Genomic DNA, 12,542 nt, shown 5'->3' on the forward strand with positions numbered 1-12,542 from the left:
GAAGGCATACAAACTAATTCCATCGACATAAAGACACACTGTTGAGTTCTCAAGCAACACACCCACGTCGAACGCCACCCTGAGGTGACGCGGCCGACGAGGCCGCATCGTGTGCTCCACTCTGACCTGATCTCGGTGGTGAGGTCAAAACCTCAGCGTCGGACCTTCGGAGTGAAGCCGGCTGCCCGTTCCCGGGAGCCCGGCCGGATCGGCCTTGCTCCCCGTCGTTCGGGGCAACGAGATAGAACATTAGGCAGGTCCGCGGCCAGGGTCAAATCGATCGGGCGTGACCCCCGCCACAGCCGCCCACGGCCCGCTCCAGACGCAGCCCACGGCAGTCCTCGACCCCCGTGCAGCCGGCCAGCCGGACCGCCTCCACCGCCGCCGTCGTCAGGCCGCGCAGCCAGCTCGCGACCCCCTCCTCGCCGTCCGCGAGCGCTCGCGAGACGGGGCGCCCGAGGAACGCGCACCGCGCGCCGAGGGCCCACGCCAGCAGCAGGTCGACCCCGTCGCGCAGTCCCCCGTCGACGTACACCTCGGCGTCGTGGCCGACGGCCGACGCGACCTCCCCGAGCACGTGGGCGGTGGCGGGCACCCGGTCGAGCTGACGTCCACCGTGGGTGGACACCCAGACCGCGGCCGCGCCGGCGTCGACGGCGGCCCGCGCCCCGTCCGCGTCGAGGACGCCCTTGACCACCACGGGCAGCCCGGTGGTCTCGCCCAGCCAGGCGACGTCCGCGGGGCCGAGGTCGGTGGCCTTCTCGGAGCCTCGCGCCTCCAGGTAGCCGCGGTCGAAGTTGACCCGGACGGACGCCGGGTCCACCGCGTCCCACACCGAGCCGGACGGTCCGGCACGACGGGTGCTCACCACCGGGGTGTCGACGGTCAGCACGACCGCGCGGGCCCCGGCCGCCACCGCGCGCCCGAGCAGGCCCCGCGCCAGGCCCCGGTCCTGGGGCACGTAGGCCTGCAGCCACCACCCCACACCGGTGGCGCCGATCTCCGCGAAGGTCGTGGCCGCGTTGCTGGACACCACCATCGGCGCCCCGGCCGCCGCGAGCGCCCGCGCGACGGCGAGCTCGCCGTCGGGGTGGATCTCGCGCTGCAGGGTGGTCGGCGCGGCGCCGACGCCGACGCCGTACCGGGACCCGAGGAGGTCGACGCCCAGGTCGACGTGCGTCGTGTCGCGGAACAGGCGCGGCACCACCCGCCAGTCGTGCCACGCCCGGGTCGCCTCCGCGAGGCTGACGCCCGCGCCGGCCCCCTGCTCGACGTACTCCCCGACGGCGGGGTGCACGCCCGGGGGCACGGCGGGACCGGGGGTGCTCGGTGCGCCCCGCCCCGTGTCCTGCCCCGCCGCGTCGGACACGGCTCAGCCGACCTCGACGGCGGCCAGGTTCTTCTTGCCGCGCCGCAGCACCAGCCACCGGCCGCCCAGCAGGTCGGCGGGGGTCGGGACCAGCTCGGGGTCCTCGACCCTGGTGTTGTTGAGGTAGGCCCCGCCCTCCCCGACCGTGCGCCGCGCCTCGCCCTTGCTGCGCGAGAGCCCGCTGGCGACGAGCAGGTCGACCACCGGGGGGATCGGCCCGCCGGGCACCGACGTCGCACCGACCTCCGTCAGGGCGGCGCCGAGCGTGCCCGGGTCGAGGGCCTGGAGCTCGCCGCCTCCGAACAGGGCGGCCGAGGCCGCCTGGATCCGCGCCGTCTCCTCCGCGCCGTGCACCAGGGTGGTGACGTGCTCGGCGAGCGCCTTCTGCCCCGCGCGCCGGAAGGGGCGCTCGGCGGTCTCCGCGTCGAGGGCCTCGATCTCCTCGCGGGACAGGAAGGTGAAGACCCGCAGCAGCTCGGGCAGCTTCTCGTCCTCGACGTTGAGCCAGAACTGGTAGAAGGCGTACGGCGAGAGCATCCGCGGGTCGAGCCAGAGCGCTCCGCCCTCCGTCTTGCCGTACTTCGTGCCGTCGGCCTTGGTCAGCAGGGGCGTCGCGAAGGCGTGCACCGTCGCGCCGTCCGCGCGGCGGACCAGCTCCGCACCGCCGGTGAGGTTGCCCCACTGGTCGGAGCCGCCGAACTGCAGCGTCACGCCGTGACGGCGGTGCAGGCTGAGGAAGTCCCACGACTGCAGCAGGACGTAGCTGAACTCCGTGTAGCTGATGCCACCGGCCTCGAGCCGTCGCTTGACCGTGTCGCGCGCGAGCATCCGGTTGACCGGGAAGTGCTTGCCGACGTCGCGCAGGAAGTCGATCGTCGACAGGCCCTCGGTCCAGTCGAGGTTGTTGACCATCGTCGCGGCGTTGTCGCCCTCGAAGGACAGGAACGGCTCGATCTGCGCGCGCACCCGGCCCACCCACTCCGCGACGGTCTCCGCCGGGTTGAGGGTGCGCTCCCCGCTGTCGCGCGGGTCGCCGATCATGCCGGTCGCTCCCCCGACCAGCGCGTAGGGCGTGTGGCCGGCCTGCTGGAGCCGGCGCGCGGTGAGCACCTGGACCAGGTGGCCCATGTGCAGGCTCGGCGCGGTCGGGTCGAAGCCCACGTAGAACCGCACGCTTCCCCCGCCGTCCAGCGCCGCCCGCAGGGCGTCGCGGTCCGTCGAGTGCGCGATCAGGCCGCGCCACTCGAGGTCGTCGAGGAGGCTGGGGGTCGTCACGTCGGTCCTTCGGGGTCGGGGTCGGGCTGACGCCCCGAGTCTGCCCCACCGCCGGGACGAGTACCCGCCGCGTCCGAGCTGGGTACGCGTGCTCAGGCGCCGGCCGCGCGCCGCGGCGAGGCTCGTGGTCATGACCACGACAGCCCTCCCGCGTCCCGGGACCCGCCGCCGTACCGGCCTGCTCGCCACCGCCGCCGCCATGGCCGACGCCACCCCCGCGGACCGCAACCGCGTCGTCGACCTGCTGCGCGCCGCGTCCATCCTCGTGGTGGTCACCGGCCACTGGCTGATGGCCGGCATGCGCGTCGAGGACGGCCAGCTCGTGCGTGACGACGTGCTGGAGATGGCCGCCTGGCTGCACCCCCTGACGTGGGTGCTGCAGGTGATGCCGGTCTTCTTCCTCGTGGGCGGCTACGCGAACGCCCTGTCCTGGCGCTCCGCCCGCTCCCGCGGCGAGACGTACGGCGGGTGGCTGCGCGCCCGGCTGCGCCGGCTGACCCTCCCGGTCGTGCCGCTGATGCTGTTCTGGGCGGCGTTCGCGCCGCTGGCCTCCGCGGTCGGGCTCGGCGACGGGTTCCTGCGGACGACCACCGCGGCGGCGCTCGTGCCGACGTGGTTCCTCGCGGCGTACGTGGTGGTGGTCGCCCTGGTGCCCGTGACCCTCGCGGCCTGGGAGCGCCTGCGCTGGCTCTCGGTGGGCGCCGCCCTCGGGGCCGCCGCGCTCACCGACCTCGTGAGCATCGCCGGGGACCTGCCGGCGGTCGGGTTCCTCAACTACGTCTTCGTGTGGGCCGGCGTCCACCAGCTCGGCTACGCGTGGCTCGACGGCGCGCTCGACTCCCGCGCCCGGCGGGGCGGCCTGGCCGCCCTCGGTGCCGTCGTCCTGGTCGCGCTGGTGGTGTGGGGCCCCTACGCGGTCTCGATGGTGGGGGTGACCGAGCACGGCGTGAACAACGCCTACCCGACCCGGGTGACGCTCTTCGCCCTCGGCCTGCTCCAGGCGGGCGTCGTCCTGCTCGCCGAGCCCCTCCTGCGGGCGCTGGTCGCGCACCGGGCCGCGTGGACCGCGGTCATCGTCGTCAACGCCCGGATCATGACCCTCTACCTGTGGCACTTCACCGCCATGGGGCTCGTGCTCGCCGGCTCGCTGCTGCTCGGCGGCGTCGGACTGCACCGCGAGACCCTGAGCCCCGGGTGGTGGACCTCCCGCCCGCTGTGGCTCCTCGTCCTGACGGCGGTCACGCTGGCCGTGGTGGCCGTGATGGGCACCTTCGAGCAGCCCGGGGCCGACCCGCGGCCCGCCCCCGCTCCCCTGCGCCCCGTCCTCGCGGTCGTCGGGCTGTGCGCCTCGCTGGGCGTGCTCGCCGACGTCGGGATCGTCGCCGCCGTCGCGGGCGGCACGGTGGTGAACTGGTGGCTGCCGCTGCTGCCGGTCGCGGTCCTGCTGCTCGGCGGGATCGCCCGGGCGCCGCGGCGGGGGCACCCGGCCTGAGCGCCGGGGCCCCGGCCGACGAGGTGGCTGCCGGTTGCGCCGTGGACCTACGATCGGCCCGGGCGCGTCAGCGCCGTGGTGCGGTGCGCCCCGGCGCCGGTGGCCCGGACCGCCCCGTGGCAGGGACCACCGAGAGACCAGGGAGACGTGAGCAGGTGATCTCCGGCCGTTACACGCTCGACCGCGAGGTGGGGCGCGGAGGCATGGGAGCCGTCTGGCGGGGCGAGGACGAGCTGCTCCACCGACCGGTGGCCATCAAGCGGATCGGGTTCGCGCCCACCGGCGGCGTCGACGACTCCTCCGACCTCGTGCGCGCCGAGCGCGAGGCGCGCCTCGCGGCGATGATCAACCACCCGCACATCGTCTCGGTCTACGACCTCGTCGAGGACGACGAGCGGCAGTGGCTGGTGATGGAGTACGTCGACGGGACCGCCCTGTCGACCATCCTCGACACGCAGGGCGCCGTCGCGCCCGACCGCGCCGCCCACCTCCTCGCGCAGGCCGCCGACGCGCTCGCCGCGGCCCACCACGCCGGGATCGTCCACCGCGACGTGAAGCCGTCGAACATGCTCGTCACCCCCGACGACACCCTGAAGATCACCGACTTCGGCATCGCGCGGGGCCTCGAGGACGCCTCGCTGACCCGGACCGGCATGGTCACCGGCTCGCCGGCCTACCTGGCTCCCGAGGTCGCGTCGGGCCAGTCCGCGACCGCCGCCAGCGACGTGTGGTCGCTCGGCGCGACGCTGTTCCACACCCTCACCGGGCGCACGCCGTACGCCGTGGACGACAACGTGCTCGGCACGCTCTACCGCATCGTCAACTCCGAGCCGCCGCGTCTCGGGCCGGGCGACCGCCTCGCGCCCCTGCTCGAGCACACGATGGCCCTCGACCCCTCGCAGCGGTGGTCGATGACCGAGGTGCGCGACTTCCTGCGAGGTTCCGCCGCCCCCGTCCGCGACCGGCCCGCGGCCACCACCGACCGGACCGCCCCGCCCACGCAGACCCTCGCCGCCGTCCCCCCGACGTTCCTGGAGTCGGCGGCCCGTCGCCAGGAGGAACGGCCGCCGGCCTCGCCGCCGCCGGGCGGCGGACGCAACCGGCCCGACGACCGCTCGCGGACCCTCCCCGCGCTGCTGGTGGGGGTCGCGATCCTGCTCGTGGTGCTCCTCGGCCTGGGGTTCGTGGTGCTCGGCGGGGACGACGGCGACCAGGACGCGACCGCGCCCTCGGAGACCCCGACGAGCGCGGCGCCCTCCCCCTCCGACCCGGGGCCGACGTCGCCCACGCCGTCGCCCTCGCCGTCCCAGGAGCCGGACGCGGAGGAGATGGCGACCTTCGTCGACAACTACCTCGGCACCGTCGTGGCGGACCCGTCGTCGAGCTGGCAGCAGCTCACCCCGGCCTTCCAGCAGGCCAGTGGCGGGTTCGGGCAGTACAGCGGCTTCTGGTCCAACTACACGTCGGCGACGCCGCGCGACGTCTCGGCCGACCCCGACGCCCTCACCGTCTCCTACACCGTGGACTACGTCCTGGCCGACGGTCGCGAGGACACCGACCAGGTGACGCTGCAGCTGGCCTACGAGGGTGGGCAGTACCTCATCTCCGGCGAGTCCTGAGCACGGTTCCCGCACGGCGCGCACGGGGCGGGCCCTATTGTCGTCCTCGCAGCGTCGGGGGGCGTCGTACAGGAGGAGACGTGGGTTCGTCCGAGCTCTACCGGACGCTCGTGGAGCAGTCGGCCGAGGGCCTGTGGGTGCTGGACGACGACGGTCGCACCGTCTTCGCCAACCCCCGGCTGGCGCAGCTGCTCGGCGTGCCCCGCGACGAGCTCGTCGGTCGTGACCACGCCGACTTCCTCGACGACGCGGGCCGCACGCAGTGGCACCTGCGGCGGGCCCGGCTCGCCGAGGAGGGGGTCTCCCGGGTGCCGGTCGAGTGCCGGTTCGTCCGCGCCGACGGCTCCGCGGCCTGGTTCCTCGTCACCGAGGCGCAGCTCGCCGACGACGACGGCGCACCGGGCGGGCTGCTGCTGAGCCTCTCCGAGCACGACGAGCGCCGCCGCGCCCTCGACGACCTCGCCCGCAGCCGCGGGGAGCTCCTCGCGGCCCAGCGCATCGCCCGGCTCGGCAGCTGGGCCTGGGACGCCGTGGCCGACTCCCTGACCGTCTCCCCCGCGCTGCGCCACCTCTTCGACCACGACCCGGCCGTCTTCCCGATGCGCCTGGAGCAGGCGCTCGAGCTCTTCGACGAGCCCGAGCGGGAGCGCCTGCGGACGCTCAACGCCCCCCTGCTGGAGGGGGAGGCCGAGTCCTCGGACTTCGAGGTCGCGACCACCGGCGCCGACGGGCCCGTGTGGCTCCGGGTGCGCGCGGTCCCCGACCGCGACGGGGAGGGGGTGGTGCGCGGCCTCGCCGGGACCCTGCAGGACGTCACCCAGACCCACCTCGAGGAGGACGCGCTCCGCGACCTCGCCCACCAGAACGCCCTCATGCAGCGGGTCGCGGTCGCGGCGAACCAGTCGCCGACCCTGGTCGACGCCCTGCTCGCGACCGGCGAGCTGGTCGTCGAGCACGACGACTGGACCCACGCCCGGGCGTTCTGGCCGGCCGAGGACGGCAGCGGGGACCTCGAGCCGGGCCCGGCGATCGGCCGCCCGGAGCTCGGCGAGCCCGACCCCGCGCTGACGGCGCGCGAGCTGCGCACCGCCCGGCGGGCCTACGACGCGGGGGTGAGCACCTGGGACGACGAGGAGCAGCTCACCCTGGCCTCGCCCGTCATGCTCGGCGACGAGCCGGTCGCCGTGATCGCGATCTCCTCCGAGCCGCCCCTGTACCGCCACGCGATCATCACGAGCATGCTCGAGCAGGTCGTCCTGCAGCTGTCGACGGTGGCCCAGCGCGAGGCGGGGGCCCGCGAGCTGGCGGCCGCGCGGGACACCGCGATGGAGGCCTCACGGCAGAAGTCGGAGTTCCTCGCGACGATGAGCCACGAGATCCGGACCCCGCTCAACGGGGTGATCGGGCTCAACGACCTGCTGCGGGCCACCGACCTCGACGCCCACCAGCACCGCCTGACCACGGGCGTCGCGGCCTCGGGCCGCGCGCTGCTGGCGATCGTCGACGACATCCTCGACTTCTCCAAGATCGAGGCGGGCCTGCTCGAGATCGAGGCGCTCGACCTCGACCCCCGCCAGGTGCTCGACGACGTGGCCGCGATGACCGCGCAGGCCGCCGGCGCCCGCGGCGTCCGGCTCGTCGTGCACTGCGCCCGGGAGGTGCCCTCCCGGGCCCGGGGCGACCGCGCCCGGCTCACGCAGGTGCTCGCCAACCTGGTCTCGAACGCGGTGAAGTTCACCGAGCCCGGCGGCGAGGTCCTCGTCCACGCGGGGCTCGGCGCCCCCGGCTCGCTCGACCGTCCGTCGGACGACGCACGGCCGGCGGACGAGGCAGGGTCCACGGAGGCGGCGTACGTGCTGGACGTCGCGGTGACCGACACCGGGGTCGGGATCGCCCCCGAGCGGCTCCAGGGCATCTTCGAGCCTTTCATCCAGGCGGACGCGTCGACGACCCGCGAGTACGGCGGCACCGGGCTGGGCCTCGCCATCGTCCGCGAGATCGTCAACGCGCTCGGCGGGGTGGTCAGGGTCGCCAGCGAGCCCGGGGTCGGGAGCACCTTCCGCTTCCGCGTGCCGCTCGCCGCGGCCGAGGGCCCCGACCCGGAGCCCGCCCCGGGGCTCGCCGGGCGGTCCGCCCTCGTGGTCGAGTCGTGCCCGGGTCGCCGACAGGCCGACGTCGAGACCCTCGCGCACTGGGGCCTCGAGGTCGTCGGGATCGCTCCCGACGGCGTCGCGGCGCAGCTCCGCGCCCACGGGGCACCCGACGTCGCCCTGCTGGGACGCGGCGACGCCGAGCCCGCCGACCGCGTCGCCGAGGAGTCGGCCCTCGCCGCGCTCCGCGCCGTCGCCCCCCTCGTCGTGCTCGACGGGCCCGGGCGTCGCACCGCCCCCGAGCCCGGCGTGCAGTGCCTCGAGCGGCCCGTCCCCGCCGCCCGCCTGCGCGAGGTCGTGGCCGCGGCGGCGCGCGGGGAGCAGGCGGCGCCGGAACCCGTCGGGGGCCCGCACCGGCCGCCGGCCGCGACGACCAGCGATCCCGGTGGGGCGGACGGCGCCCCCGCCGGCGCGGACCGCGGCCGGGTGCTGGTCGTGGAGGACACGCCCATCAACCAGATGGTCGCGGAGGGGCTGCTCTCGGCGCTGGGCTACGCGTCGGAGTCCGTGGGCGACGGCGTGGACGCCCTGGCCCGGCTCGACGCGGCCGACGCCGACTTCGACCTGGTGCTCATGGACGTGCAGATGCCCCGGCTGGACGGCTACGCGACCTCCCGCGCGATCCGTGAGCGCGAGCAGGCCCGGGGGGTCCCGCGGCTGCCGATCGTGGCGATGACCGCCGCCGCCGTCACCGGCGAGCGCGAGCGGTGCCTCGCGGCCGGCATGGACGACTACCTCACCAAGCCGGTCTCCCCCGCCCGCCTCGCCACGGTCCTCGCCGACCGGCTGTCCCCCTCGGCGACCGACCGGACCACCCGGACCCGGGCGGACGGCGACCCGGCCCGGCTGGTCCACGGGAACGCGGACGTGACCGCGGACGAGGGCGGGGGCGGTGTCGCGGCGTCGTCCGGGCCGAGCGCCGACGGGGGGGCAGCCGGTCCACCGGTGCCGGCGGAGCTCGCCGTGCACCTCGACCTCGAGCGGCTCGACATGCTGCGCGACCTCGACCCGGGCAACACCACCTACGTCGACCGGGTGGTGGGCAACTTCGTGGCCCGCACCCCCGCGCTGCACGAGGCGGTCGCCGCGGCCGTCGAGGCGGGCGACCCGGCCGCCCTCAGCGCCGTCGCGCACCGGCTGCGCGGCAGTGCCCTCAACCTCGGGGTGCCGCGGGTCGCGGAGATCGCCCTGGAGCTCGAGCTCGCCGGCGAGCGAGGCGACCTCGGCGGCGCCGTCGAGGTCGTCCGCGATCTCGCGGCGGCCCTCGAGGTGGGCCGGGACGCCGTGCTCGCCTACCGGGCCTCGCACGGCTCCTGAGGTCGACGCCGGTCGGGCACGGACCCCGGCCGCGATTCTTGCCGCGCTCCCAGGTCGGTCTCACCGTCCTCTCAGATCGCCGCGCGACGGTGGAGCCATGACCGACGAGCGCACCCCGGCCGACCGGCCGGTCGACCCCTACCGGCACCCCGGCAGCCCCGCCCCGACCCCGCCCGGCTCGGGTGCGGCGCCCTTCGCGGCTCCGTCCGCCGGGCCGTCCGCCGGGCCGTCCGCCGGGCCGTCCGCCGGGCCGTCCGCCGGGCCGTCCGCCGGAGGTACGCCGCCCGGCTGGGGCCCGGGCGGTCCGCGCCCGCCGTACGGCCAGACCCCGCCGTGGGGTCCCTCCGCGGCGGCACCGCGGCCGTCACGCCGTCGGCCGCTGGTCGCCGGGCTCGTGGCCGCGGCGCTCGTCGCCGGTGGCCTGGCCGGCGCCGGCGGGGCCGCCGTGGTCGGTGCCAGCACGGGCGCGTGGTCGGGCACCGACACCGTCACCTCCTCGCCGACGCGGGCGACCGTGACGTCGGGGACCGACGAGGACGCGACCGAGGGGACCACCGAGGCCGTGGCCGCGGAGGTGCTGCCGTCGGTGGTGAAGATCGACGTCACCACCGCCCAGGGCGCCGCGAGCGGGTCCGGGGTGATCCTGAGCTCCGACGGCGAGATCCTCACCAACGACCACGTCGTGAGCGGCGTCGGCGAGGGCGCCCGCCTCACCGTGGCCTTCGACGACGGCACGGCGGCCCCGGCGGAGGTCGTCGGCACCGACCCGGTCACGGACCTCGCGGTGATCCGCGCCGAGGGCGTGTCCGACCTCACGCCGGCGACGATCGCGACCGACGACGTGGTCGACGTGGGCCAGGACGTGGTCGCGATCGGCTCCCCGTTCGGTCTCGAGGCCACAGTCACCGACGGGATCGTCTCCGCGCTCGACCGTCCGGTGTCGGTCGGCGGCGGCGAGGGGGTCGACGAGACGACCTACCCCGCGATCCAGACCGACGCCGCCATCAACCCGGGCAACTCGGGCGGCCCGCTGGTCAACCTCGCGGGCGAGGTCGTGGGCATCAACTCCTCGATCCGGTCCGGCGGCAGCTCCGGTGAGGGCGGGTCGATCGGGCTGGGGTTCGCGATCCCGATGAGCAAGGTGTGGCCGATCGTCGAGCAGCTCCGGGCCGGGGAGACCCCCACGCACGCCCAGATCGGCGTGGGGGTCGGGGACGCCACCAGCAGCGACGGCCTCGTCAGCGGCGCCCAGGTGCAGTCGGTCGAGCCCGGCTCGCCCGCCGAGGAGGCCGGCCTGCAGCAGGGGGACGTGGTCACCGCGCTGGACGACACGGCGATCACCGGGGCCGAGAGCCTCGTGGCCACCGTCCGCGGCGAGCGGCCCGAGACGACGGTGACGCTCACCTACCTGCGCGACGACGAGCAGGCGACGACCGACGTCACGCTCGGCAGCGACGCCACGACCACCGGGTCGTGATCGTCGGGGCGTCCTGACCGCCGCCGTCGCGGCGGCCGCTCAGCGGCCGGCGCGGCGGCGGTCGACGCGGAGCGCCAGGAGGTTCAGCGAGGCCCAGCCGAGGGTCACGCCGAGCACCTTCGACCGCACCGACGGGTCGTCGGCCTGCCAGGCGAGGAGCAGGCCGTCGGCCACGTCGAGCCCGATCCGGACCCTCATGGCGGCCTCGACGGTCTCGGGCTCGCGGCCCGTGAGGGCGACCGTGCTGACGACCAGGTCGCGCACCCCGAAGACACGGGCCACGTTGTCCCAGCCGGACTGCTCGAGCGGCCCTGCGTCGAGGGCGGCGCCGAGGTGGCGGGGTCGGGCGAGGGCGTACCCGGCGTACCCGGCGGTCAGGACGGACATGACACGGCTCAGTCGGTGGCTCATGTCCCAGTCGTACCAGCCGGGGTCACGGGCGGGGACTCAGCGGTCCGGGTCGGGCGGGGGCCGGCGGTCCCAGCTGCGCCGCTCGAGCCCGGGGCCGCCGCGCTCCCGGGTCACGCCCGCGTTGGCGACGAAGGCCGCGACCGGCGGCAGGACCGCGGCGACGACGCTCATCCCGACGGCGACGGGCACGGACCAGAGCCGGACCACGTTCCAGGCGAGCAGGATCAGCGCCACGCAGGTGAGCATCAGCGTCAGGTAGACGCGTCGGCGGGTGGTCGGGTGCACGCGGGAGAACCTACGTCGGGCTGGGAGCGGGTGGGGCGTGTCGGGCTTGAACCGACGACCGAGCGATTATGAGTCGCTTGCTCTGACCGACTGAGCTAACGCCCCCGACCGGCCGCAGCCGGGCGCGCCGACCCTATCCGGCCGCGACGGAACACGAGTCGCGGTCCGGATGGTTGACGCTTCATGCGAGTCATCGGAGTGAACCGGTACGGAGGGCCCGAGGCCCTCGAGGTCGTCGAGGTGGAGGAGCCCCACGCGGGGCCCGGCGAGGTGCGGGTCGCCGTGCGGGCCGCGGCGGTGAGCCCGACCGACACCTTCGTGCGCAACGGGGACCGGGCGGAGCAGCAGCGGGTCGACCCACCGCCGTACGTGCCGGGGATGGACGCCGCCGGGGTCGTCGACGAGGTCGGCGAGGGCGTCGAGCACGTCGAGGTCGGTCAGGACGTGATGGCCGTCGTCGTGCCCAAGGGCTCGCACGGCGCCTACGCCGAGAAGGTGGTCCTGCCGGCCGACTCCGTCGCCGCCGCGCCCGCCGGCGCGTCGTACGCGGAGGCGAGCACGCTGCCCATGAACGGTCTGACGGCGCGGCTCGCGCTGGACCGGCTGGCGCTCGAGCCCGGCGACACGATCGCCGTGACCGGCGCGGCCGGAGCGTTCGGCGGGTACGTCGTGCAGCTCGCGCGCGCCGACGGGCTGCGGGTGGTCGCGGACGCCTCCGACGCGGACGTCGAGCTGGTGCGCGGCCTCGGCGCGGAGACGGTCCTGCCGCGGGGCGACGGCTTCGCCGCCCGGGTGCGTGAGGTGGTGCCGGACGGTGTCGACGCGCTGGCCGACGGCGCGCTGCTCGGCGAGGCCGCGACCCCCGCGGTCCGCGACGGCGGCCAGGTCGCGACGATCCGCGGCTGGGACGGGACCGGGGACGCGGACGCCCGCACCCGCGGCCTGCGCTTCCACCCGGTCTGGATCGTCGACTACGCCCGCGAGCGCAGCGCCCTCGACCGGCTGCGCCGCCAGGCCGAGGACCGCGTGGTCACGCTGCGGGTGGCCGACGAGCTCCCGGCGGAGCAGGCCCCCGAGGCGCACCGCCGGCTGGAGGCCGGCGGTGTGCGGGGTCGTCTCGTGCTGAGGTTCTGACGGACAGCGGTCG

Annotated in this window: 9 protein-coding genes and 1 tRNA gene; 5 read left to right on the forward strand and 5 right to left on the reverse strand. The window is 75.8% G+C overall.

All coding sequences use genetic code 11. The annotated features are described in order from the left end of the window. Nucleotides 1-271: 271 nt before the first annotated feature. Together ABD158_RS17370 and tyrS are read right to left on the reverse strand one after the other, a co-directional pair. Nucleotides 272-1,369, reverse strand: coding sequence for an alpha-hydroxy-acid oxidizing protein (locus tag ABD158_RS17370; protein WP_344008923.1), 1,098 nt, complete (start codon nt 1,367-1,369; stop codon nt 272-274). Between the two features lie 3 nt (nt 1,370-1,372). Then, entirely contained in the window at nt 1,373-2,644 is a 1,272-nt protein-coding gene (tyrS, locus tag ABD158_RS17375) for a tyrosine--tRNA ligase (RefSeq protein WP_344008924.1), read from the reverse strand. 130 nt (nt 2,645-2,774) lie between these two features. On the opposite strand from tyrS, the gene ABD158_RS17380 reads away from it, so the two are divergent. From ABD158_RS17380 to ABD158_RS17395, 4 genes are all read left to right on the forward strand, one after another. After that, nucleotides 2,775-4,136 (forward strand): acyltransferase family protein, encoded by a 1,362-nt coding sequence (locus tag ABD158_RS17380; RefSeq protein WP_344008926.1) that lies wholly within the window; start codon nt 2,775-2,777, stop codon nt 4,134-4,136. A gap of 155 nt (nt 4,137-4,291) precedes the next feature. Beyond that, the gene (locus ABD158_RS17385) at nt 4,292-5,755 is read left to right on the forward strand and encodes a serine/threonine-protein kinase (RefSeq protein WP_344008928.1); all 1,464 of its coding nucleotides are present in this window, start codon (nt 4,292-4,294) and stop codon (nt 5,753-5,755) included. A gap of 80 nt (nt 5,756-5,835) precedes the next feature. Further along, entirely contained in the window at nt 5,836-9,222 is a 3,387-nt protein-coding gene (locus tag ABD158_RS17390) for a PAS domain-containing hybrid sensor histidine kinase/response regulator (protein WP_344008930.1), read from the forward strand. A 97-nt stretch (nt 9,223-9,319) separates the two neighbouring features. Beyond that, nucleotides 9,320-10,699 carry a S1C family serine protease gene (locus tag ABD158_RS17395; protein WP_344008932.1) on the forward strand — a complete coding sequence of 460 codons (1,380 nt, stop codon included), beginning with the start codon at nt 9,320-9,322 and terminating at the stop codon, nt 10,697-10,699. 39 nt (nt 10,700-10,738) lie between these two features. On the opposite strand, the gene ABD158_RS17400 is transcribed toward ABD158_RS17395, so the two are convergent. The 3 genes from ABD158_RS17400 to ABD158_RS17410 all read right to left on the reverse strand — a co-directional run bounded on the left by ABD158_RS17400 (nt 10,739) and on the right by ABD158_RS17410 (nt 11,500). After that, complete coding sequence (locus ABD158_RS17400; RefSeq protein WP_344008934.1) at nt 10,739-11,110, reverse strand: hypothetical protein; 372 nt, start codon at nt 11,108-11,110, stop codon at nt 10,739-10,741. 36 nt (nt 11,111-11,146) lie between these two features. Next, on the reverse strand, nt 11,147-11,395 hold the full coding sequence (locus tag ABD158_RS17405) for a DUF3099 domain-containing protein (RefSeq protein WP_344008936.1): 249 nt from the start codon (nt 11,393-11,395) through the stop codon (nt 11,147-11,149). 31 nt (nt 11,396-11,426) lie between these two features. Next, nucleotides 11,427-11,500 (reverse strand) — tRNA-Ile (locus tag ABD158_RS17410). A 78-nt stretch (nt 11,501-11,578) separates the two neighbouring features. Between ABD158_RS17410 and ABD158_RS17415 the strand changes: the two genes are divergently transcribed. Further along, on the forward strand, nt 11,579-12,529 hold the full coding sequence (locus ABD158_RS17415) for a quinone oxidoreductase family protein (RefSeq protein WP_344008938.1): 951 nt from the start codon (nt 11,579-11,581) through the stop codon (nt 12,527-12,529). Nucleotides 12,530-12,542: the final 13 nt, after the last annotated feature.

Source organism: Nocardioides lentus (assembly GCF_039529515.1).
GTDB lineage: Bacteria > Actinomycetota > Actinomycetes > Propionibacteriales > Nocardioidaceae > Nocardioides > Nocardioides lentus.

Bases quoted from the DNA above. Each gene is read 5' to 3' on its own strand.
- ABD158_RS17380 (WP_344008926.1), top strand. From the start codon at position 2,775: ATGACCACGACAGCCCTCCCGCGTCCCGGGACCCGCCGCCGTACCGGC.
- ABD158_RS17395 (WP_344008932.1), top strand. From the start codon at position 9,320: ATGACCGACGAGCGCACCCCGGCCGACCGGCCGGTCGACCCCTACCGG.
- ABD158_RS17400 (WP_344008934.1), bottom strand. From the start codon at position 11,110: ATGAGCCACCGACTGAGCCGTGTCATGTCCGTCCTGACCGCCGGGTAC.
- ABD158_RS17415 (WP_344008938.1), top strand. From the start codon at position 11,579: ATGCGAGTCATCGGAGTGAACCGGTACGGAGGGCCCGAGGCCCTCGAG.